This window comes from Corynebacterium nasorum (assembly GCF_032821635.1).
In the GTDB taxonomy this organism is placed as follows: Bacteria; Actinomycetota; Actinomycetes; order Mycobacteriales; family Mycobacteriaceae; genus Corynebacterium; species Corynebacterium kefirresidentii.
The window spans coordinates 17,683-41,303 of the sequence record NZ_JAVBIE010000015.1; the positions used below are offsets into that span (position 1 = coordinate 17,683).

At 56.7% G+C, this 23,621-nt stretch carries 20 protein-coding genes and 1 pseudogene; 19 read left to right on the forward strand and 2 right to left on the reverse strand.

Annotated elements, in window-relative coordinates:
• Positions 1-29: 29 nt before the first annotated feature.
• A complete protein-coding gene (locus RAE07_RS10835) occupies positions 30-1,046 on the reverse strand; it encodes a DoxX family protein (RefSeq protein ID WP_316328580.1) in 1,017 nt (338 codons plus the stop codon).
• Positions 1,047-1,123: 77 nt separating this feature from the next.
• Positions 1,124-1,726 carry an MBL fold metallo-hydrolase gene (locus tag RAE07_RS10840; protein WP_200287571.1) on the reverse strand — a complete coding sequence of 201 codons (603 nt, stop codon included), beginning with the start codon at positions 1,724-1,726 and terminating at the stop codon, positions 1,124-1,126.
• A 65-nt stretch (positions 1,727-1,791) separates the two neighbouring features.
• On the opposite strand from RAE07_RS10840, the gene uvrA reads away from it, so the two are divergent.
• From uvrA to ocd, 19 genes and pseudogenes are all read left to right on the forward strand, one after another.
• Positions 1,792-4,632, forward strand: coding sequence for an excinuclease ABC subunit UvrA (uvrA, locus tag RAE07_RS10845; protein WP_023021644.1), 2,841 nt, complete (start codon positions 1,792-1,794; stop codon positions 4,630-4,632).
• An 8-nt stretch (positions 4,633-4,640) separates the two neighbouring features.
• On the forward strand, positions 4,641-5,489 hold the full coding sequence (locus RAE07_RS10850) for a serine hydrolase (RefSeq protein ID WP_316328581.1): 849 nt from the start codon (positions 4,641-4,643) through the stop codon (positions 5,487-5,489).
• A 270-nt stretch (positions 5,490-5,759) separates the two neighbouring features.
• Positions 5,760-6,281, forward strand: a complete 522-nt coding sequence (infC, locus tag RAE07_RS10855; protein ID WP_080970442.1) for a translation initiation factor IF-3 — start codon at positions 5,760-5,762, stop codon at positions 6,279-6,281.
• 36 nt (positions 6,282-6,317) lie between these two features.
• Complete coding sequence (rpmI, locus tag RAE07_RS10860; RefSeq protein WP_023021641.1) at positions 6,318-6,512, forward strand: 50S ribosomal protein L35; 195 nt, start codon at positions 6,318-6,320, stop codon at positions 6,510-6,512.
• Between the two features lie 55 nt (positions 6,513-6,567).
• Positions 6,568-6,951, forward strand: a complete 384-nt coding sequence (rplT, locus tag RAE07_RS10865; RefSeq protein WP_005323264.1) for a 50S ribosomal protein L20 — start codon at positions 6,568-6,570, stop codon at positions 6,949-6,951.
• 155 nt (positions 6,952-7,106) lie between these two features.
• Positions 7,107-7,559, forward strand: coding sequence for a TM2 domain-containing protein (locus RAE07_RS10870; RefSeq protein ID WP_248100369.1), 453 nt, complete (start codon positions 7,107-7,109; stop codon positions 7,557-7,559).
• Positions 7,560-7,666: 107 nt separating this feature from the next.
• Positions 7,667-8,470: a TrmH family RNA methyltransferase gene (locus tag RAE07_RS10875; RefSeq protein WP_316328564.1), complete on the forward strand. Its 804-nt coding sequence runs from the start codon at positions 7,667-7,669 to the stop codon at positions 8,468-8,470.
• 101 nt (positions 8,471-8,571) lie between these two features.
• Positions 8,572-9,618, forward strand: coding sequence for a phenylalanine--tRNA ligase subunit alpha (gene pheS / locus RAE07_RS10880; protein ID WP_023021638.1), 1,047 nt, complete (start codon positions 8,572-8,574; stop codon positions 9,616-9,618).
• 23 nt (positions 9,619-9,641) lie between these two features.
• Complete coding sequence (gene pheT, locus RAE07_RS10885; RefSeq protein WP_317001807.1) at positions 9,642-12,155, forward strand: phenylalanine--tRNA ligase subunit beta; 2,514 nt, start codon at positions 9,642-9,644, stop codon at positions 12,153-12,155.
• A gap of 151 nt (positions 12,156-12,306) precedes the next feature.
• Positions 12,307-13,352: pseudogene (gene argC, locus RAE07_RS10890) on the forward strand (N-acetyl-gamma-glutamyl-phosphate reductase).
• Between the two features lie 16 nt (positions 13,353-13,368).
• Positions 13,369-14,538: a bifunctional glutamate N-acetyltransferase/amino-acid acetyltransferase ArgJ gene (argJ, locus tag RAE07_RS10895; protein ID WP_316328566.1), complete on the forward strand. Its 1,170-nt coding sequence runs from the start codon at positions 13,369-13,371 to the stop codon at positions 14,536-14,538.
• Between the two features lie 13 nt (positions 14,539-14,551).
• The gene (gene argB, locus RAE07_RS10900; protein ID WP_316328567.1) at positions 14,552-15,487 is read left to right on the forward strand and encodes an acetylglutamate kinase; all 936 of its coding nucleotides are present in this window, start codon (positions 14,552-14,554) and stop codon (positions 15,485-15,487) included.
• Positions 15,484-16,662, forward strand: a complete 1,179-nt coding sequence (locus RAE07_RS10905) for an acetylornithine transaminase (protein ID WP_316328568.1) — start codon at positions 15,484-15,486, stop codon at positions 16,660-16,662. Before argB ends, RAE07_RS10905 begins: the two co-directional genes overlap by 4 nt.
• The gene (gene argF, locus RAE07_RS10910; protein WP_316328569.1) at positions 16,659-17,579 is read left to right on the forward strand and encodes an ornithine carbamoyltransferase; all 921 of its coding nucleotides are present in this window, start codon (positions 16,659-16,661) and stop codon (positions 17,577-17,579) included. The genes RAE07_RS10905 and argF overlap by 4 nt, the downstream gene beginning before the upstream one ends.
• A gap of 3 nt (positions 17,580-17,582) precedes the next feature.
• Positions 17,583-18,065, forward strand: coding sequence for an arginine repressor (locus tag RAE07_RS10915; protein ID WP_023021631.1), 483 nt, complete (start codon positions 17,583-17,585; stop codon positions 18,063-18,065).
• 80 nt (positions 18,066-18,145) lie between these two features.
• Positions 18,146-19,366 carry an argininosuccinate synthase gene (locus RAE07_RS10920; RefSeq protein WP_023021630.1) on the forward strand — a complete coding sequence of 407 codons (1,221 nt, stop codon included), beginning with the start codon at positions 18,146-18,148 and terminating at the stop codon, positions 19,364-19,366.
• Positions 19,367-19,372: 6 nt separating this feature from the next.
• Entirely contained in the window at positions 19,373-20,803 is a 1,431-nt protein-coding gene (gene argH, locus RAE07_RS10925; protein ID WP_316328570.1) for an argininosuccinate lyase, read from the forward strand.
• A gap of 218 nt (positions 20,804-21,021) precedes the next feature.
• A complete protein-coding gene (locus RAE07_RS10930; RefSeq protein ID WP_200287555.1) occupies positions 21,022-22,539 on the forward strand; it encodes an amino acid permease in 1,518 nt (505 codons plus the stop codon).
• A gap of 19 nt (positions 22,540-22,558) precedes the next feature.
• Positions 22,559-23,596, forward strand: coding sequence for an ornithine cyclodeaminase (ocd, locus tag RAE07_RS10935; protein WP_005323253.1), 1,038 nt, complete (start codon positions 22,559-22,561; stop codon positions 23,594-23,596).
• Positions 23,597-23,621: the final 25 nt, after the last annotated feature.

Here is a 23,621-nt window from a genome sequence, read left to right on the forward strand (position 1 = left end):
GCCGAGTTATTCGGCCGCAGAAGTTGTGGCTACTTAGAGCGCTTTTCCAGCTTCTTGATTGCTGCCTCAATCTTCTTATTTGCCTCTTTTTGCAGCTTGTCAGCGTGTTTGGAAGCCTTCTTGCTTGCGCGCTTGGACTTCGCACCATCCAGCTTGGCGACGGCCTTATCTGCACGTGCCTGAGCCTTGGTAGCGGCCTTTACAGCACCGGTACGGGCGGTGTCGCGATTGGCTTGTGCGGCCTCAAGCCAGTCACCCTTGTTGTCTTCAACATAGGTCTTGGCGTTATCGACAGAGTCCTCAATGAAGGACTTTGCGTTGCCCAGCAAATCGCGGCCAGACTCCTGCCAATCGTCCTTATTGTCTTCAACATAAGTCTTGGCATCGTCAACGTAAGACTTTGCGGTATCGAGCAACCCGCGGCCGGTGGACTGCCAGTCATCCTTGTTGTCATCTACATATGCCTGTGCCTTTGCAGAGGTTTCGTTGATCCAGTCGCCGGCCTTGGTGGAAAACTCGTTGGCACGGGCGGAGAGCTCTTCGCGCTTCTGCTCGGACTCAGACTTGGTAGGCAGCGCCTGCTGAATCTTCTTGTTCGTGCGCTGACCAGCCTTTTGTGCGCGCCAACGAAGGGAAGGCTTGCCCTCGGTGTCCTGGGTAGCGATAAACAAGGCGCCGAGCAAAGCGGTATTGGTAAGGAAGCCGTTGCGGCGAGTTTCCTTGTCTTCCTTGTTATCTGCAGCCCAGAAGTTGTTCTTAGCGATCAAGTTGGGCAGAGTTGCGGCGGCCAGAACCGCAGCGGAGGTGCGCGGTGCCTTGCCCAGAGCCAAGGTGGAGCCGGCGCCTACCTTAGCGCCGCCAATAGCGCGGGTAACCAGTTCCGGGTCATTGGGAATATAGCCCTGGTACTCAGAAGGAACGGCCTTGCGCACGGTCTTGAGGAAACCTTCGGTTTCCTTTACATGCTCGGACGCGTTGCGCAGGTTGTCTACGCCTTCCCATACAAATACAGATGCCAGCATGGGGCGGGCAAGCTTGCGAATCATAGTCCTTAAAGCTCCTTAGCTCGTTGTTTTAGACCTATCGTGTGCTAGACCATTGTACGCGGAAATTGGCCACTGGATCACCAGCGGCGCTCCCACCAGTCTTCCAGCTTGGGGCGCTCCTCGCCCAAGGTAGTGGACTTGCCGTGACCGGGGCGCACGATCGTATTGTCCGGGAACTCATCAAAGATGCGCGCGGTGACGTCCTTATACAGGCGTACGAAGTCACCTTCAGAGGTGGTCTTGCCCAAGCCGCCCGGGAAGAGTGAATCGCCCACGAAAAGATTAATTACGCCATCGATGTTTGTAACTAGTGCGGCGCCGCCTGGGGTGTGGCCGCGCAAGATGATGATGGGGAGGTCGAGGCCCGCGAACTTGATGGAGTCGCCTTCGCGGAGCTCAACGTCTACCTCGGCTGGGATAGCCGGAGAATCAAGGAAGGACGCGTAGTGGATAGCGCCGGTCTCAGAGAGAACCTCTTTGAGTGCGCGTACGTGGTCCCAGTGGCGGTGGGTGGTTAGTACCGCGGTGATTTTAACGCCGGCCTTCTGGGCCATGTCGAGGAGTGCGGGGGCGTCATCGGCGGCGTCGACAAGCAAGCCTTCTTCGCCCGCCTGCAAAAGGTAGCAGTTATTGTCCATCTCGGACACAGAAATCTGATGTAACTGAAGCTCGTTAGTCATGTTTCCCAGCCTACGGGTACATTCGAGGGAAGATTGCAATCCCTAGTACTGGAGGTCTGAGCACAGTGGCTGATCGTTTGGTGGTGCGCGGTGCCCGCGAGCACAACCTCAAGGGCGTGGATATCGATATCCCTCGCGATAAAATGGTTGTTTTTACTGGTCTTTCCGGATCTGGTAAATCTTCGCTGGCTTTTGACACCATCTTCGCAGAAGGCCAGCGCCGCTACGTAGAATCCTTGAGTTCTTATGCCCGCATGTTTTTGGGGCAGATGGACAAGCCTAATGTGGAGTTTATTGACGGTCTGTCACCCGCAGTGTCTATCGATCAAAAGTCCACCAACCATAATCCGCGTTCTACGGTGGGCACGATTACGGAGATCTATGATTACCTGCGTTTGCTCTTCTCCCGTGCCGGAACGCCACACTGCCCAAAGTGTGATGCCGTAATCGAGCGCCAAACGCCACAGCAAATCGTCGATGCCGTGCTGGCGCTGGAAGAGAAACTGAAGTTTCAGGTGCTCGCACCGGTGGTGCGCAAGCGCAAAGGCGAGTTTGTTGATCTCTTCCAGGATTTGTCCGCTCAGGGCTATTCCCGCGTCCGAGTGGACGGGGAGACCTATCAGCTAAGCGATCCGCCCAAGTTGAAGAAGCAGATCAAGCACAATATTGAGGTAGTGGTTGATCGCCTGCAGGTAAAGGCCTCGCAAAAGCAACGCTTAACGGATTCGGTGGAAACAGCGCTGCGCTTGGCAGATGGTCTAGTCACCATTGAGTTCGTGGATAGGGAAGAACTCACCCATACCTATTCGGAGAAGGCGGCCTGTCCGAATGGCCACACGTTGACCATTGAAGAATACGAGCCCCGTGCCTTTTCCTTCAATGCTCCGTTTGGCTCCTGCCCGGTGTGTGATGGCCTGGGTACCAAATTGGAAGTTGATGTTGATCTGCTCATTCCGGATCCAGATGCTCCAGCTGTAGATGCCATTCAACCGTGGCACTCCAGCCCCAATTCCCGCTACTTTGTCAAGCTAGTAGAGGGTTTAGGCAAGGCTATGGGGTTTGACCCCAAAACTCCGGTGAGTGAATTAACCGAGGAACAGCGCCACGCGCTGATCTATGGCACCGATGAGGAAGTCCAGGTTCGATATAAGAACCGTTACGGGCGCCAGCGTAATTGGACCGCCCCATTTGAAGGCGCTACCGGGTTTATTCACCGCAAGCTGGAAACTACCGATTCTCAATCCCAAAAGGATCGCCTGCTGCAATATACCCGCCGCGTGCCATGTAGCACCTGTAAGGGCACCCGGCTGAAGCCGGAGATCTTGGCCGTCCGCTTGGCCTCCACGACTCACGGTGAGCAGTCCATTGCCGGGCTTTGTGCGCTCTCTATTGAAGACGCCTCTGAGTTCCTAGACTCCCTGGTGCTGGGGCACCGTGAGGAAATCATTGCCGGGGCAGTGCTTAAGGAGACTCAAGCCCGCCTGCGTTTCCTCCTGGACGTCGGTTTGAATTACCTCACGCTCGATCGCGGCGCGTCTACGCTTTCCGGCGGTGAGGCGCAACGTATCCGTCTGGCTACTCAGATTGGCTCCGGCTTGGCCGGAGTCCTCTATGTACTCGATGAGCCATCCATTGGTCTGCACCAGCGTGATAACCAGCGACTCATCAAAACCCTGCAGCGGCTGCGCGATATTGGCAACACCCTCATCGTGGTCGAACATGATGAGGACACCATCCGTGAATCAGATTGGCTCGTCGATGTAGGCCCGCGTGCGGGCGAATATGGTGGCGAAGTGGTCTACCAAGGCGAACCATCCGGAATCGAACAGGTAGAAGAGTCCCTCACCGGACAATACCTTTCCGGCAAGAAGGTGCTCGCCGTACCGGACCAGCGCCGAGAGATTGATAAGGACCGCACCCTAAAGGTGGTTGGTGCTCGGGAGAATAATCTCAAGGGCATCAACGTGGAAATCCCGCTGGGAGTGCTGGTATGCATTACTGGTGTGTCTGGCTCGGGTAAATCCACCGTGGTCAATGAGATTTTGGCCAAGACTTTGGCCAATAAACTGAACCGCGCCCGCCAGGTTCCCGGCCGTGCCAAGCGCGTCGAAGGTGTGGAGCACCTAGATAAGCTGGTGCAAGTTGACCAAAGCCCGATTGGCCGTACCCCGCGTTCTAACCCGGCGACCTACACGGGTGTCTTTGACAAGATCCGTAACCTTTTTGCCGAAACCCAGGAAGCAAAAGTCCGCGGCTACAAGGCTGGACGCTTCTCCTTCAATGTCAAGGGCGGGCGCTGTGAGGCGTGCCAGGGCGATGGCACCATCAAGATCGAGATGAACTTCCTTCCAGATGTTTATGTGCCGTGTGAGGTGTGTGAAGGAGCACGCTATAACCGCGAAACCTTGGAGGTGCATTACAAGGGCAAAAACATTGCCGAGGTTCTAGACATGCCCATCTCTGAGGCAGCGGACTTCTTTGAACCCATCAACTCCATTCACCGCTACCTTGCCACGCTTGTCGACGTCGGCTTGGGTTATGTGCGCCTCGGTCAAGCTGCTACTACGCTTTCCGGCGGCGAAGCGCAGCGCGTCAAGCTAGCTTCCGAGCTGCAAAAGCGTACCAACGGTAGGACGATTTACATTCTGGATGAGCCGACTACTGGTCTGCACTTTGAGGATATTCGCAAGCTGATGCTGGTTATCCAAGGCTTGGTGGACAAGGGTAATTCGGTGCTCGTTATTGAACATAACCTTGATGTCATCAAGGCAGCGGACTGGATTGTTGATATGGGCCCGGAAGGCGGTGCGGGCGGCGGTACCGTTGTGGCGCAGGGAACCCCTGAAGACGTTGCGCAAGTAGATGGCTCCTATACCGGTGGCTACCTAAAGGGCATGTTGAAGTAGGGCAAAGCGTGAAAAATATCCGCCTTGTAGTTAGCCTGCTCGCAGCTCTCGGTCTGTTCACTATGAGTGCCTGCTCTAGCGACCCCAAGATAGAAGATGCCCCAGTGTCAACGACTACCTCTGCGGTGCCGGATCCAGCTGAGGTGCGTGCTCAGCTTGACCGTGCGGTGGACAAAACCGCAAAGAAGTATCATGCAAAGGTAGGGGTCGCCATTTCCGCAGGTGAAGACACTTTTGCGGCGGGCGATAAAGGTGAGGGGCCAGTGTGGTCCACCATCAAGGTGCCCATCGCCATTGCGGCGCTCAAAGACGGTGCGGATAAAAGCTTGGTGGACTTGGCTATCAAGGAATCTGATAATGATGCCGCTTTTGCCTTGTGGTCGCAGGTGCAATGGCGCGAGGGCTCGGCAGAAAATGCGGTCAAAGCTTTACTCGACGACTACGGATCACACGCAGATATTCATGACTCCGCTTTTGGATATTCCACCTGGGAGTTAAAGGACCAAGCAGTATTTGGCGCTGAACTGCCGTGCATTCCAGAAGCGGACTACGTCCACAAGGTGCTCAAAGACATTGTGTCCTGGCAAAGGGTAGGTCTGTCTGCGCAGCCGCGAACCCGTGCGAAAAGTGGTTGGGGTCTGGATGAGGAAGAAAACGAGTACACCTACCGTCAGTTTGGAGTTCATGAGGTGGATGGAAAGCGCGTGGGAGTAGCGCTATCTGTCGTGATGGACGGGGAGGACTACGCCGATGCCGAACCAGCGGTTAAGTACCTCGCCCATCAGCTGGTAGATATCGTGGATACTGGGGTAGATGCAGGGGACATTAAAGCAGTCGCCCATTGTAAAACCCGCTAGGAACGTAGCAATTTGGTAGGAGGGGGAGGAGCTGCTAGTGTCAAAGGCACTACCGCCCATGACGCCTTGTCGAGGTTCGTGGGTCACAAGCGGAGTTTCTCCCACCCGATGCCGCGAACACGCTTCGTAGGATAAAGGTAAAGGTAACCAAGCATTCATGCTTGGCACTGTGAGAACTCCCGGCTGTCTATGGCAGACCGGGTTTGCTTCGTTTGTGGTCCCGGTAGGTGAACTACTTACTCATACACCCCCTAATCGAGGAGAACCACAATCAGCGCTGAAGCTCGCATCAATGAGCGTATCCGAGTACCCGAGGTCCGTTTGGTAGGCCCCGGTGGTGAACAGGTGGGCATCGTCCGTACCGATGATGCTCGCAAGCTTGCATACGAGGCTGACCTTGACCTAGTCGAGGTAGCTCCGAAGGCAAAGCCCCCAGTGGCCAAGATCATGGACTACGGCAAGTTCAAGTACGAGCAGGCTCAGAAGGCTCGCGAGGCCCGTAAGAACCAGCAGCAAACCGTGGTGAAGGAACAGAAGTTCCGTCCAAAGATCGATGATCACGATTATGAGACCAAAAAGGGTAACGTAGTCCGCTTCCTCGAGAAGGGATCCAAGGTCAAGGTGACCATCATGTTCCGTGGTCGTGAGCAATCGCGTCCGGAGCTCGGTTTCCGCCTCTTGGAGCGTTTGGCTGATGACGTTGCCGAAGTTGGCGTCGTTGAGTCGCGCCCCAAGCAGGATGGTCGCAATATGACCATGGTCTTGGGTCCGGTTCGCAAGGGCAAGAAGTAGACCAGATTCCACGTAGGATTTAAGGACTTAATACTCATGAAGCAGAAGACCCACAAGGGCACCGCAAAGCGTATCAAGGTGACCGGTTCCGGCAAGCTGCGCCGTGAGCAGGCTGGCCGCCGCCACCTGCTGGAAGGCAAGCCGTCCAAGCGTACCCGCCGCCTGAAGGGCACCGAGGCAGTCGCAAAGCCTGACACCAAGCGCGTAAAGCGTCTGCTCGGCCGCGCTTAGTAGCGCCGAATCAACCCACATCCGCCATCACAATCTGAATTAAGGAAGTATCACTGTGGCACGAGTAAAGCGCTCAGTTAACGCCAAGAAGAAGCGTCGCGCGATTCTGAAGTCCGCTAAGGGCTACCGCGGCCAGCGTTCCCGCCTGTACCGTAAGGCGAAGGAGCAGTGGCTGCACTCCATGACTTACGCTTACCGCGATCGTCGCGCCCGTAAGTCTGAGTTCCGTAAGCTGTGGATCCAGCGCATCAACGCTGCTGCCCGCATGAACGACATCACCTACAACCGCCTCATCCACGGCCTGCGCCTGGCTGAGATCGAGGTTGACCGCAAGATCCTCGCTGAGCTTGCTGTTAATGACTTCGAGGCATTCTCCGCACTGTGCGAGGCTGCCAAGGCTGCTCTGCCTGAGGACGTAAACGCTCCTAAGGCTGCCTAATCATTAGAGCTTTCGTGCCCGCATTCTCCGGACTTGTTAACCGGGGGATGCGGGCATTTTGGTTTTCGTTACCCTAGTTTAACTAGGGTGCTTGGCCTCACATGCTAGATTTATCCCAGACCCCGTGAAAGCCGAGCCCCAGGAGAACACTTCCAATGACGAATCCAAACGGAGACTACCAACCTGATAATGGCGAGTACTCTGGCCCGTCCGATTACAATAACCAGGGTCAGCAGTACAACCCTTATAACCAGCAAGCTAACTACCAGCCGCAGTATGGCCAAGGCTATGCACCGCAACCCAACATGGGTGCTTACCCGGTGCAGCAACAGTATGTGGCTCCGGGCCAGCAGAAGTCGTGGATCGCCACCTTGCTATTGTGCTTTTTCTTAGGCTGGTTCGGTGCACACAACTTTTACACTGGCCGAACGACTTTCGGCGTGTCACAGTTGGTGCTCAATATCTTGGGCTGGGCTACCTTCTGGTTCTTGCTCGGATTCGCCTTCTGGGCCATCCTCGGTCTTTGGGTGTTTATTGAGTTCATCATGATCATCGCCGGTGCCGGTGATTACGACAAGGACGCCCGCGGCGTCCCGCTCGCTAAGTAGAACTCGCCTATACGATCCTGTTGCCGTGCGGCAGCAGGATTTTTCGTTCTTATAAGGGACTCAGGGGCGAGTCTGAGAAGAGAGAATTGGCAGGTAGGGTAGTAGCCATGAATTTGGATTTTGACTCTGCCTTTACTGAACGCACTCCGCGCATTGTTAACGCAGCTAAGCTGCACCGTGCGGCTAACCGGAAGAAGGCGAAGCAATTCCTCATTGAGGGAGAGAATGCGGTAGACGCGGCGGTATCTACTGGTGCTGCAGTCGACGTTTTTGTTACTGAGAAGGCGGCAGATCGTTTTGGTGACATCATCACTGCGTGCGGCTACATGGGAGTGTACGTCCATCCCATCACCGATAAGGCAGCTAAGCACCTTTCCGATACAGCCACGACTACGGGACTCTTTGCGCTTTGCAAGCCGGTGCTCTGGTCCGCGGGCAAAATTCTGAACGGCAAACCAAGCCTCGTTTCCGTTCCCGTGCTGACTTCTGAGCCGGGCAATGCCGGCACCTTGATTAGAACCTCGGATGCAATGGGCGCCGATGGTGTTATCTTCGCAGGTGAAACCGTTGATCCCCTTAGCTGCAAGGTAGCGCGCGCTTCGGCCGGCTCGCTGTTTCACGTACCTGTAGCGCGGGACCCCAATATTAAAGACGTGCTGGGTCAGCTGCGTAAGTCGGGCATGCAGATTGTGGCAACTGCTGCCGACGGTGAAGTGGACCTAGCGGAGGCAGACCTGTCTCAGCCAACAGCGTGGCTATTTGGCAATGAGGCACACGGGCTCGGCGAGCTGCTGGAGGAAGCAGACATGCGGGTCCGGATTCCACTGCGTGGACGCGCAGAATCTCTTAACCTCGCAACTGCCGCAAGCATTTGTCTTTATGAGTCGGCTAAGGCGCAAGCGGATAACTAGTGTGACCCGAATGAAAAGGGGGTCCCTGGCGCGGTCGCGCTAGCCGCAACAGAGTAAGATTGCACGCGTTAGTTTTCGCGCGAGAAGAAGGTACGAAATACGTGTCCGATACACCGCAGATCGAATTGACCGAAGAGGCTCTTGGGGCCGCGGCCGATAAGGCTATCGCAGCCTTCGACGCAGCCGAAACACTAGATGAGTTGGCTGCTGCCCGCCGTGAACACCTAGGAGACGGCGGCTATATTCCGCAGGCTCGCCAATCGCTGGGGCAGCTGCCCAAGGACCAGCGCAAAAGCGCCGGCAAGGCCGTCAACATGGCCCGCGGCAAGATGGAAAAGCGCTTTGCTCAGGTTAAGGATGTCTTGGAACAACAAGCTCGCGAGGAGCAGTTGCGAGCCGAGACCGTAGACGTCACGATTCCTACCACCCGCACCCAGACCGGTGCCCTTCACCCGATTACCGCGTTGTCTGAGCGCATCGCTGATATTTTCGTCGGCATGGGATGGGAAATTGCGGACGGCCCAGAAATCGAGGCAGAGTACTTTAACTTCGATGCTCTGAACTTCAAGCCGGACCACCCAGCACGTACCTTGCAGGATACGTTCCACGTCTCGGGCGAGGGTTCTAGGCAGGTGCTGCGTACCCATACCTCCCCGGTACAGGTGCGCACCATGTTGGAGCGCGACGTGCCGCTTTATATTGCCTGCCCGGGGCGCGTATTCCGCACAGATGAGCTGGATGCCACCCATACCCCGGTTTTCCACCAGGTAGAAGGATTGGCCGTGGATAAAGGCCTGACCATGGCTCACCTGCGCGGCACACTAGAGCACTTGGCCAAAGTACTCTTTGGGCCGGAAACTACTACGCGTATGCGCGTGAACTACTTCCCATTTACTGAGCCCTCGGCCGAGGTCGATGTGTGGTTCCCCAATAAAAAGGGCGGCGCTGGCTGGATCGAGTGGGGCGGCTGCGGCATGGTCAACCCCAATGTTCTTCGCGCCGTAGGCGTAGATCCAGAGGAATACACGGGCTTTGCCTTTGGCATGGGCCTTGAACGCACACTGCAGTTCCGCAATGGATTGACCGATATGCGCGATATGGTCGAAGGCGATGTTCGCTTTACTCTACCGTTCGGCGTACAGGCCTAAACCCAGAAAGGATAGACACACTAATGCTTATTTCCCAAGACTGGGTTACCCGCATCCTCGGTGCTAAGAACCCCGGTTGGAGCGTTTCCGCTGCCGATATGGATTCTGGATTCGTGCGCGTAGGTTTTGAGACCGAGGGATACGCAGCTGTTCCAGAGAGCACGGGGCCTCTGGTTATTGGCCAGGTCGTAGAGATTGAAGAGCTCACTCAGTTTAAAAAGCCCATTCGCTACTGCCAGGTTAATGTAGGCCAGGCTAATGGCACGGGCGAGCTGCAGGGCATCATTTGTGGCGCTCGCAATTTTCGCCTGAATGACTATGTTGTTGTCGCGCTTCCCGGCTCGGAGCTTCCTGGTGGCTTCAAGATCGCGGCGCGCGAGACCTACGATCATATTTCAAACGGCATGATGTGCTCCGGCGCTGAACTCGGCTTGGGCGCGCAAGCCAACGGCATCATCGTCTTAGGCGATGAAGTCGCCGATAAGGTGGGCGAGGATGCGCGCCCGATTATCGGCTTGCACGATACCGACTTTGACGTAAACATCACCCCAGATCGTGGTTATGCACTTTCCGCACGCGGTTTGAGCCGCGAGATTGCCTCCGCTTTTGATCTGGAGTTTGCCGATATTGCCCAGGATCCTTCCGCGGCTGGCATAGATACCTCCGCTGTGCCGGAGGCGCAGGGCTCGCTTATCGACGTCACTGTGGCCCCCGAAACCAAGGCACAGCGCTTTGGCCTCCGCAAGGTCAGCGGCATCGACCCGCAGGCACGCACCCCGTTTTGGCTGGAGCGCGAGCTAATGCTCTGCGGCCAACGCAGCGTCAATCTGCCAACGGACATTACTAACTATGTGATGCTGCTTTTGGGCGCACCCATGCATGCCTTTGACGCCAACGTGATTCAGGGGAACCTCGTTGTCCGTAACGCAGCGGAGGGGGAGAAGTTTGAGACTCTGGATCATGTAAAGCGAGAACTTTCTGCAGAAGACGTGGTCATCCGTGATGACAATGGCATCCAGTCCTTGGCCGGCGTGATGGGCGGGACTACCTCTGAAATCTCGGCGGAAACCACAGACGTTGTCTTCGAATCTGCTATTTGGGATCCGATTACCGTCGCGCGTACCTCTCGCCGCCATAAGTTGTCTTCCGAATCCTCTCGCCGGTTTGAGCGTGGCGTAGATCCGGCGATCGTAGAGGTCGCCCTAGACACCGCATGTGCGCTGCTCCAGCAGCTAGCAGGCGGCACCATTGAAAAGGGTCGTACGCTTATCGGGGACGTCGCCAAGCGCGAGCCCATTGCTCTGCGCACCGCAAAGGCCAGTGAATATGCCGGCGTTGACTACTCCCGTGAGACCGTTATTTCCCGTCTGGAAGAAGTCGGCTGCACCGTCGCGGATGAAGGTGAGCAACTGCAGGTAACACCAGCAACCTGGCGCACTGATATTGCAATGGATGTTGACCTCGTCGAGGAGATTCTGCGCCTTGAGGGCTTGGAGGATATTCCGGCCGTGCTGCCTACCCCGGCCGGTGGCCGCGGGCTAACCCCTGCGCAGAAGCGTCGTCGGGCTATCGGGCATGGTCTTGCCTATGCCGGCTATGCCGAGGTATTGCCTGCACCATTCGTGGCAAATAATACGTTTGATGTGTGGTGCCTCGACAAAGATGATGCTCGTCGCCGCACCGTAGAAGTGCAAAATCCGCTTGAGGCGGATAAGGCCATCTTGTCTACGACGCTGCTGCCGAACATCTTGGAGGCCATCGCCCGCAATGTGGCTCGTGGCCGCAGCGACCTCGCCCTGTACGGGCTGCAGCAGGTGGCGTTCAAGCGCGCCGAGGCATCCCCTATGCCTTCCGTAGAACAGCGACCTTCTGCAGAGGTGGTTTCTCAGCTCCTTGATACCCTGCCTGAGCAGCCGCTTCACGTTGCTACGGTGGCTACGGGCAATATTGAACATGAAGGCCCGTGGGGCGAGGGCCGTGCATATACCTACGCCGATGCTATCGAATCCGCCCGTCAGGTCGCTCGCGCCGCTGGTGTGGATATTGAGCTGGAGGCAGCACAGGTTCTGCCGTGGCATCCTGGCCGCTGCGCGGCCGTGAAGGTGGCTGGCACCGACGTAGTACTGGGCCATGCTGGTGAGCTGCACCCGCAGGTCTTGGAGGCCCTGAACCTACCTGCGCGTACGTGCGCTATGGAGCTGGACATTAACGCCATGCCGTTGGAAGAAAAGTTCCCCGCACCGGTGTTGTCCTCGTTCCCCGCATTGCACCAAGACATTGCCTTGGTAGTGGATGAAGACGTACCCGCCGAGCGTGTGCGCGCCATCGTGGAAGAGGGAGCAGGAGAGCTCATCGAGTCCGTCGAACTCTTCGATATTTTCCGTGGTGAGCAGCTAGGAGATGGCAAGAAGTCCTTGGCCTTCCAGCTTCTATTCCGCGCCGCGGACCGCACGTTGACGGATGACGAAGTCAACGAGCACCGCATGGCGGCGGCGGAATTGGCTAAGCAGCGCCTGGGCGCAGAAATGCGCGCGTAGTTAAACCCTGCTCAGGGGGCGGTGAGATTTAACTCACCGCCCCCCTTTTTTCATACATTATTTTCATTACTCGACGTTCATTTACCTGCGGAATCGGACAATCTGACTGAATAACATACGGTTGGGTGTATTTATTGCTATAGTCCCTTCTATGACGATTTCAGTAGGAATAGCAGGTGTGACCGGGTACGCGGGAAGCGAAATCCTTCGCCTGCTGCTGTCGCACCCGGCGTATCTTGGCGGCGAACTACGCATTGGGGCGCTAACTGCCCATTCCACCGCAGGGAAGAAGGTCGCTGAGCTTATGCCGCACCTCCCGCAGCTGGCAGACCGTGTCATTGTGGGCACGACCGCTGAAAATCTTCGCGGGCACGACATTGTATTTTTGGGCCTTCCACACGGTCATTCTGCGGCGATTGCTCAGCACGTGGGGCCGCAGACCACAGTGATCGATTGTGCGGCCGATTTTCGCCTTCGCAATAAGACGGACTGGGACGCCTTTTATGGCGGAGAGTACGCCGGGCATTGGCCTTATGGAATTCCCGAGATTCCAGGCAATAGGGAAGTGCTGCGCCATGCCAACCGGGTAGCTGTGCCGGGGTGTTTTCCCACGGCGGTAACCCTCGCAGGTTTGCCGGCAGTTGCCCACGAACTCTCATTAAGCCGAGCCTCTCGGTGATTGCTATTACCGGTGTTTCCGGAGCCGGGAAGAAGGCCTCCGTGGCACAACTCGGCGCGGAAACCATGGGAAACCTGAAGGCATATAAGCCCGGCGGCATGCACCGACATACCCCGGAAATCGTGCAAAATCTGCAGCCGTTTGCGCAGGAAAAAATTGACGTCAGCTTCACCCCGGTTCTAGCTCCCTTAACCCGAGGCATCTTGGCGACCATAACGGCGGGGATGAAAGAGGACGTCGGCAAGCGGGAAGTAGAGACTGCATTCGGTGAGTTTTATGCCCAAGAGCCCTTCTGTCACGTGCTTCCCGCCGGTCAGCAGCCCGAGACCCAAAACGTTGTAGGTACCAATATGGTTCACCTCCAAGCCCATGTGGATGAACGCGCCCGACGCCTCGTGGTTACCGCAGCACTGGACAACCTGTGCAAAGGAACAGCCGGCGCCGCCGTGCAATGTATGAACCTAATACTCGGCTGGGATGAAACCTTGGGCTTACCGCAAGCGGCCGTGGCCCCATAAAAACTAGGAGAAAATTATGACTGCAGCAGGAATTACTGGCCCGGCCGGCTTTAGCGCTGGCGCCACCACAGCGGGGATTAAACCCTCAGGCAAACCCGATATGGCATTAGTTGTCAATGATGGACCACGCTATGATGCGGCGGCGGTATTTACCCGTAACCGTGTTGTGGCCTCGCCGGTGAAACTCTCCCGCAAGGCGGTGGCCGATGGCCAGCTTGCCGCTATTGTCTTTAACTCTGGAAACGCCAATGCGTGCAATGGCCCGCAGGGTGATGCGGATGCCTCCGCGCTGGTAGCCGAGGTTGCCCACTCCTTGGCCCTTCCAGAAGGAAATATTGCCGCCTGTTCGACCGGGCTTATAGGAGAGCCTTTGCCTATGGAAAAAGCGTTGGCTGGTGCAGGCGCTGTGGTGAAGGCCCTAGGCGGCAGCGCGGATCATGCTCACGCAGCGGCCGAGGCTATTTTGACCACCGATACCGTAACTAAGGAAGCCGCCTATGTTGGGGCCGGCTGGTCCGTTGGGGCCATGGGCAAGGGGGTGGGCATGATGGCTCCCTCGCTGGCGACGATGTTGGTGTGCCTTACTACCGACGCCGCCGCAAGCGCCGCTGCCCTCCAGAGCGCCCTGGACAAGGCCGTGTCGCAGACCTTCAACACTCTCGACGTAGATGGATCAACTTCTACTAATGACACGGTGATCCTCATGGCCTCCGGGACCTCGGGTGTTTCGCCCAGCCAAGAAGAGCTTGAAACGGCGGTGCTGGCGGTTTGCTCAGACATTGCGGACCAATTGCAAGCAGATGCAGAAGGTGTAACCAAGCGCGTCAAGATCACTGTGGAAGGCACTGCCACCGACTACCAGGCCCTTAACGCCGCGCGCACCTTGGGCCGCGACAACCTGTTCAAGTGCGCCATGTTCGGCTCCGATCCGAACTGGGGGCGCGTCCTTGCGGCGGTGGGGATGGCAGATGCAGAAATGGACCCGGAAAATATCTCGGTCTATTTCAATGGCCAGCCGGTGTGTCGTGCCTCGACGGGTGTACCCGGCGCGCGCGAGGTGGACCTGAGCGGAACTGATATCGATGTCTACGTGGACCTTGGAACGGGAGGTACTGGGTCTGCGTTCGTGCGGACCACGGATCTCTCTCACGCCTACGTGGAAATCAATTCGGCGTATAGCTCCTAGGGAGGAGATGAAAATGTTTAGTGGGCTAAGTGATCAAGAGCGCGCCACCGTCCTAGCGGATGCCCTCCCGTGGCTTCAACATTATCGGGACACCATTGTAGTGGTGAAATACGGCGGCAATGCCATGGTGGACGAAGAACTTAAAGCTGCCTTTGCCGCGGACATGGTCTTTTTGCGCACCGTGGGCGTTAAGCCGGTGGTGGTGCATGGTGGTGGCCCACAGATCAATTCCATGCTCCACAAGCTTGGTATAGAAGGGGAGTTTCGAGGCGGCTTTCGCGTGACCTCTCCGGAGATCATGGAAGTAGTTCGCATGGTGCTTTTTGGGCAGGTAGGCCGCGGGCTAGTCAACCTCATCAATTCGCACGGCCCATATGCGGTGGGGACCTCTGGCGAAGACGCGGGACTATTCCGGGCCACCAAAAGGTTGGTGGAAGTCGATGGGAAACCTACCGATCTCGGGATGGTCGGAGATATCGTAGAAGTCAATCCAACGGCCGTGATGGACATTATCGACGCTGGGCGCATCCCAGTGGTCTCGACCATCGCACCGGGAGAGGAAGGCGCAATTTATAACATCAATGCCGATAGCGCGGCTGGGGCTTTGGCTAGCGCAATCGGGGCAGAGCGTTTGGTCATTCTCACCAATGTGGAAGGACTATACACGGACTGGCCAAACCGCGAATCTCTCGTGTCCAAGATCGACCGTGGTCAACTTTCCAGGCTTCTTCCCCGACTGGACTCCGGCATGATTCCCAAGATGGAATCTTGCCTCACGGCAGTAGAAGGCGGGGTATCGGCCGCGCACGTTATCGACGGCCGGATTGGCCACTCGGTGCTGCTAGAGCTTTTAACCCCGGGTGGCGTCGGAACCATGGTGTTGCCAGATGATTATAAGCAACACGACTACCCCGAGGGGACCATATTCAGGAAGGATGATGCAGCATGAACAAGGCACAGGGCTTGACACAGCGGTGGACGGAGACGGTCGTTGATACCTATGGCACACCGTCCATAGGTCTCGTCTCCGGCCAAGGGGCAACGATTAACGATGAGCAAGGTAAGTCTTATATTGATCTACTAGCAGGCATTGCGGTTAATTCCTTGGGATACGGCAATGAGCACGTAGCACAGGCGGTATTCCACCAGGCGCGCACTTTGGCGCATACCTCGAACCTCTTCGCCACTCAGCCAGTGCTGGATGCGGGAGCGAAGCTGATTGAGCGCGTGGGAGACGATAGCGCCCGAGTGTTCTTCTGTAACTCTGGCGCCGAAGCCAATGAGGCTGCATTTAAGCTTGCTCGCCTGACCGGGCGCCGGCGAATCCTCGCTGCCGAGCACGGCTTTCATGGACGAACCATGGGGGCGCTGGCCTTGACCGGTCAGCCCGATAAACAGCGCTCTTTCCGCCCGTTGCCGGGAGGAGTGGAGTTCTATCCGTTCGGGGATGTGGAGTATCTGCGTCAGCTGGTGGAACAAGATCCCCAGGACACTGCGGCCATAATCCTGGAACCTATTCAGGGAGAAACTGGCGTCATTCCGGCCCCTGCGGGGTTCATGAAAAAGGTCAGCGAGCTGTGCGATGAATACGGAGTCCTATTAATCGTTGACGAGGTACAAACAGGCGTAGGCCGTACCGGGACCTTCTTTGCCCACGAGGTAGAAGGAATTCAACCGGACGTTATCACTATGGCGAAGGGCTTAGGTGCCGGACTACCCATCGGCGCAACGATTACCCGAGGGCGTGCCAGGGGTCTTTTTGGGCCCGGCTCTCATGGCACCACCTTTGGCGGGAACCCCGTGGCGTGCGCTGCGGCAAACGTAGTTCTTGACACCGTAGATGCGGAATTGCTCGCAGAGGTGACCCGCAAGGGGGACTATCTGCGGCAAGAATGTGAAAAATTATCAATTGTAGATCGTGCGCGCGGCCGAGGTCTTATGCTGGGCCTTGTATTAAGCGCACCGGTGGCTAAGCAGGCCGTGCGGGACGGGCTCGCACACGGGCTTATTCTCAACGCTCCCAACGAGAATGTTCTTCGACTAACCCCACCTTTGGTTATTTCCCAGCATGAACTCGACACAGCACTATCAACTCTCGGAACCATATTGGAGGAACTGGCATGAGCCTGCGGCACTTCCTAGCTGACGATGATCTCAGCCCACAAGAACAAGCGACGGTTTTAGATTTAGCTGAAAAGCTAAAGAAGGAGCCCTTTGCAGAGCGCCCCTTAGAAGGCCCCAAGACCGTGGCGGTTCTCTTTGATAAAACGTCTACGCGCACCCGCTTTTCCTTTGAAACCGCGGTAGCGAATATGGGCGGCAGGGGTATTACCGTCGATACTTCTACAACCCAAATGGGCAAGGGGGAATCTTTTCAAGATACGGCGGCGGTGCTTTCAAGGTACGTGGAGGCCATTGTGTGGCGTACGTTTGCGCACGACAATCTGCTCCAGATGGCCGAGACTGCTACCGTACCTTTGATTAATGCACTTTCTGATGACCTACATCCGTGCCAGATCCTGGCTGATTTGCTGACCTGTCGCGAGAATCTAGGTGATCTGCCGGGTAAAAAGGCCGTCTACCTGGGCGATGGCGATAATAATATGGCCAACTCCTACATGATCGGTTTTGCCACGGCCGGTATGGACGTCTCCATCATTGCGCCAGAGGGATTTCAGCCTCGCCAGGAATTCGTCGACCGCGCGCGTCAGCGGGGCAATATCACCATTACTGATGATGCCAATGAAGTAGAAGGCGCAGACGTCGTGATTACGGATACCTGGGTTTCTATGGGACAGGAAAATGATGGTCGTGATAGGCGCACGCCGTTCCTGCCCTATCAGGTTGATTCGACCATAATGAGCAAAGCACATAAGGATGCAATATTCTTACATTGTTTGCCGGCGTACCGTGGAAACGAGGTCACGACTGAGGTGATCGATGGTCCGCAGTCGCGAGTCTTCGATGAAGCGGAAAATCGCCTGCATGCGCAGAAGGCGCTTCTCGTCTGGTTGCTCGAAATAAATAAGGAGATCAACTAAGTAATGAACACCCCGACCACCCGCAATGCTCGGCAGGCCAAGATTCTAGAGATTTTGGACCGCAATCGCGTCACCAGCCAGGTGCAGCTATCCGAGCTGCTTCTCGCAGACGGCATTGACATCACGCAGGCCACTTTGTCCCGTGACTTGGATGAGTTGGGAGCGAAGAAGGTAAAGCGTGATGGCGGCCGTTCCTATTACATGGTCGGCGGTGAGCTGGAGCAATTTGAAGATCAGGTGGGAGGGCCCCGCGAAAAGCTGCGACGCATGCTCGATGAATTGGTGGTATCCCATGATTCTTCCGGCAATATTGCGATGCTGCGCACGCCAGCTGGCGCGGCCCAGTACCTGGCTAGTTTTATTGACAGGGTAGGGCTGCACGATGTCATTGGTTGTATCGCCGGTGATGACACCATTTTTGTCTTGGCGCGCGAGGGGGTTACGGGCGCAGATCTGGCTGTGACGCTCACCACGCGGAATATTTAAACGGTGAGAGTGGAAATTTATCACACGCTCGTATATTATGTACCTAAATGAATTCTTTTCAATAGATTAAGGAGATTTCCATGTCTGCACGCGTAGTCTTGGCCTACTCCGGTGGCCTTGATACTTCTGTTGCTATTCCGTATCTGGCAAAAATGACCGGCGGCGATGTTGTTGCCGTTTCCCTGGACTTGGGTCAAGGTGGCGAGGATATGGAATCGGTGCGCCAGCGTGCACTTGACTGCGGTGCCGTAGAGTCCATCGTTATCGATGCCAAGGATGAGTTCGCAGAGGAGTACTGCGTTCCCACCATTCAGGCAAACGGCATGTATATGAAGCAGTACCCGCTAGTATCGGCCATTTCCCGTCCGCTCATTACCAAGCACCTTGTTAAGGCTGCCCAGGAATTTGGCGGCACCCACGTCTCCCACGGTTGCACCGGCAAGGGCAATGACCAGGTACGCTTTGAGGTCTCTTTCCGTGCCCAGGATCCTTCTCTCGAAATTATCGCTCCTGCACGTGATTATGCTTGGACCCGCGATAAGGCCATCGCCTTTGCGGAGGAGATCAACCTGCCAATTGAGCAGTCCGCCTCCTCGCCATTTTCTATCGACCAGAATTTGTGGGGCCGCGCCGTCGAAACTGGATTCCTAGAGGATCTGTGGAATCCACCGACAAAGGACCTATACGCCTACACCGAGGATCCGGGTCTGGGCAATGCCCCGGATGAAATCATCCTCTCCTTTGAAAAGGGCATCCCCGTGGCGGTAGATGGCCAAAAGATGTCCCCGCTGCAGATCATTGAAGAGGTCAACCGCCGCGCAGGTGCGCAGGGCATTGGTCGCCTAGATATGGTCGAGGACCGTTTGGTGGGCATTAAGTCCCGTGAGGTCTACGAAGCTCCGGGTGCAATGGTCCTTATCCAAGCGCACGAAGCGCTAGAGGATGTCACTGTGGAGCGCGAGTTGGCTCGCTACAAGCGCCTCACCGATGCTCGTTGGTCCGAGGAGGTCTACGACGGCCTCTGGCATTCGCCGCTGAAGCGTTCCCTGGACGCTTTCATTGCGGAATCTCAGGAAAACGTTACCGGCGATATTCGCCTAAGTATGCACGCCGGCACCGCCACGGTGACCGGGCGCCGCTCTGGCCAGTCGCTGTATTCCTTTGATCTTGCCACCTATGACACCGGCGATTCCTTCGACCAAACCGCCGCAAAGGGCTTTGTTCAGCTGCACGGCCTGTCTACCCAAATTTCCAATCAGCGCGACCGCGACGGCGGTTTCCCGACCAGCGCCCAGAAGTAGAAGCATATGGAACCACATAAGACTAATGAGGGTGCCCTGTGGGGCGGCCGCTTTTCCGGCGGACCCTCCGAGGCAATGTTTGCCCTCTCTGTATCCACCCACTTTGACTGGGTCCTCGCGCCTTATGACGTATTAGCCTCCAAGGCGCATGCGAAAGTGCTGCACAAGGCAGGCTTGCTATCCGACGCCGACCTGGAAACCATGCTCGCCGGTCTCACCGAGCTAGGGGAGAAGGTGGATTCTGGCGAATTCCGCCCGGCGCCGACAGATGAGGATGTCCACGGTGCGATGGAACGCGGGCTCATTGAGATTGTCGGGCCGGAAGTAGGCGGCCGCCTGCGTGCTGGCCGCTCGCGTAATGACCAGGTAGCGACGCTGTTTCGCATGTGGGTACGCGATGCCATACGTGATACCGCCGCCCAGGTGAGTGACTTGGTGGATGCCTTGGCCGATCAAGCCGCATCCCATCCCGATGCCATCATGCCGGGCAAGACTCACTCGCAAGCCGCGCAACCAATTCTGCTAGCTCACGAACTTTTGGGCCATGCGCAGCCGCTTCTGCGCGATATCGAGCGCCTGCAGGATTTGGACAAGCGTCTAGCCGTGTCTCCCTATGGCTCTGGCGCGCTTGCTGGTTCATCTTTGCAGCTCGACCCAGAGGCGATTGCAGAAGAGCTAGGGTTCGACTCCGCTGCTGAAAACTCCTTGGACGGCACTGCGGCTCGTGACTTCGCATCCGAGACTGCCTTCGTTTTGGCGCAGATCGCGGTGGATATGTCCCGCCTCTCGGAAGAAATCATCTATTGGTGCACACCGGAATACGGCTATGTCACGCTTGATGATGCTTGGTCGACGGGTTCGTCCATCATGCCGCAGAAGAAGAATCCGGACGTGCCGGAACTTACCCGCGGCAAGACTGGCCGCCTTATTGGCAATCTCACTGGGCTTTTGTCCACGCTAAAGGCTCAGCCGCTGGCCTATAATCGTGACCTGCAGGAAGACAAGGAGCCAATCGTTGACTCGGTGACACAGCTTAACCTGCTGCTACCGGCGATGACCGGTCTTGTATCGACGCTGACGTTTCATGAGGACCGCATGCGCGAGTTGGCTCCGCGCGGGTTTACGCTGGCTACCGATTTGGCTGAATGGATGGTCCGCCAAGGTGTTCCTTTCCGTGAAGCGCACGAAGCCTCCGGCGCCTGCGTACGGATTGCTGAGGAACGTGGGGTGGACCTAATCGACCTCAGCGACGAGGACCTAGCGGGCGTCGACAAGCGGCTAAAACCAAGCGTCCGTGAAGTGCTCACCATCGATGGAGCAGTTGCCTCTCGTGACACCAAGGGTGGCACGGCCGGCGCTCGGGTGGCTGAGCAACGGGAAAAGGTACGTGAACGGGCCGCCGCTGCCCGTACCTGGGCGCAGACTCCACTGCGCTAACTAGTTTTCCCTCGGAATACCGCATGGCCGTAGGCCATGCGGTTCTTTTATGCCTAGATGTGGGGGTAGGGGATTAGCCCCTATTCCCAACCCCCCAACTGCATTGTTGAACACAATGGGGGTGCCGGTGACGTGGGTTACAATGTGGTGCGGTACTATCCTTGCAGAGAATGTGACCTAACAGACGCATTCATGTCAATGAAAGGACGATCTCTCCCATGACAGTAAATTCGCCGCCGCCCACAGCGGGGCCGCACGAGCACGAGAAGGCGGTCTACGCTTCGGAAGACCACGGCCTGCAAAAGGGGATGGGCAATCGCCAGCTCCAGATGATCGCCATCGGTTCTGCCATTGGTACCGGTCTTCTTTTGGGTACCGGTAGCCGCTTGCAAGACGCCGGACCGTTCCTAGCGGTGCTGTACCTTATTTGTGGCTTCTTTGGCTATATCATCCTGCGTTCTCTTGGCGAGCTCATTGTCTATCGCCCCAGCTCCGGTTCCTTCGTCTCCTATGCCCGTGAGTTCTACGGTGAGAAGACCGCTTTTGTCACAGGCTGGTTGTACTGGGGAAACTGGGCGATGACCTTGGTGGCGGACGGCACAGCCGTAGCTATCTACATCAAGTGGTTTAGCCAGTACACGTCGTGGCTCGACGCCGTTCCGCAGTGGGCACTGGCCCTCGTTGTTATCTGCGGCATCCTTGTATTCAACATGCTCTCGGTGAAGATCTTCGGCGAGCTGGAGTACTGGTTCTCCCTCATCAAAATTGTCGCGTTGATCATCTTCATGTTGGTGGCCATCGGTGTCCTTATTCTTGGCCACCCGAGCGGCGATCCCACCGGCTTTAGCCTCTTTTCTGATAACGGTGGCTGGCTGCCCAATGGCCTCATGCCTGCCGTCATCGTTGTCCAAGGTGTCGTCTTTGCCTACGCCGGCATCGAGCTTGTTGGAACCACCTCCGGTGAGACTAAAAATGTAGAAAAGCATATCCCGCGCGCAGTCAACAATGTGCTGCTCCGCATCTTGATTTTCTACTTCGGCTCCGTGCTATTGCTGACCTTGGTGTTGCCATACACTAACTATGTCGCAGATGTTTCGCCGTTCGTGACCTTCTTTGAGTCCCTGGGCGTTGGCGCGGCGGCTCCGATTTTCCAGCTTGTCGTTATCACCGCTGCGATTTCCTCGCTCAACGCTGGCCTGTATTCCACCGGCCGCATTATGTACAACATGTCCACCTCCGGCTCCGGCCCGAAGTTTGGCGCTCGCATGTCCAAGTCTGGTGTTCCCTACGGCGGCATCGTCATGGCGGCCATGGTGGGCTTGGTAGGCGTCTTCCTCAACTATGTGGTGCCGGAGATGGCGTTTGAAATCGTGCTCAACCTGGCAGCCTTGGGTACATTGGCGTCCTGGGCGGCAGTTGCGCTCTCGCACCTCAAGTTTGTACACCTGGCTAAGAGTGGACGCTACACGCGGCCGGGATACCGATCACCATTCGGTCAAGGCGGCGACTGGGCCGTACTCATCTTCATTGGCCTAGTCATTATCCTGATGGCCTTTGACTATCCAATCGGAACCTATGCGCTTGCTTCCACTCTGCTCCTCGTTCCGGTCTTTATGGCAATGTGGTACGCATGGCGCGACCGTATTCGTACAATCGCGGAAGAGAGGAAGGCCAAGCACCTGCCAACCTCCAGCTTCCCGGCCGCACCGCAAACAGACCTTCACCCGAAGAATTAAAACTAGGAAAGGAATTCTTATGAACCACGCTGTTAAGTTCGTAGACGTAGAAAATATGGCGCGCTGGATTCAGCGCGAGGGCGTTGAAAACATCATTACCGGAATGGTGGATTACCTCGAGGCTGACTACCGCGAGTGGGAGCGCTTTGACAAGATTCCGCGCGTTGCCTCCCACACCCCATTCGGTGTCATCGAGCTCATGCCGACCTCTAACGGTAAGGAGTACTCCTTCAAGTACGTCAACGGCCACCCGTCCAATCCGGCCCGTGGTTTCCAGACCGTTACCGCCTTTGGCGTGCTTGCCGACGTCGACAATGGCTACCCCACCTTCGAAGCCGAGATGACGCTGCTTACCGCACTGCGTACTGCCGCAACCTCCGCCATGGTGGCAAAGCACCTAGCACGCAAGGACTCCAAGCGCATGGCCATGGTCGGTGCCGGATCCCAGTCTGAATTCCAGGCCTTGGGCTTCCGTGGCGTGATGGGCATCGAGGACATCACTATTTATGACATTGACCCTGAGGCGGTAGAGAAGTTCAAGCGCAATCTGGAGCCACTGGGCTTTAATATCACTGCCTGCTCTAGCGTCGACGAGGCAGTTCTTGGCGCAGACATTATTACCACCTGCACTGCAGACAAGGCACAAAACCAGATTCTGGCCGAGCGCCACGTCGCCCCAGGTGTCCACCTCAACGCTGTTGGCGGTGACTGCCCAGGTAAGACCGAGCTGGAAAGCTCCATTCTGGACAAGTCCAAGGTCTTCGTGGAGTTCCCGGAGCAGACTCGCATCGAGGGCGAAATTCAGCAGAAGCCCGAAGACTTCCCGGTTGTCGAGTTCTACCAGGTGCTCACCGGCCAGGCCACCGGCCGCGATGACGATGAGCAGATCACCCTCTTCGATGATGTCGGATTCGCAATCAACGACTTCTCCGCGCTGCGTTACCTGCGTGATTCCGTCAAGGGAACCGACTTGGAGTCCGAGATCGACATCATTGCCAACCCGGACGATCCTAAGGATCTGTTCTCCTTGGTTGCTAACGTTCCGTCCTTGCTTTAAAGCAAAGGTGGGGTAGAGGGATTTT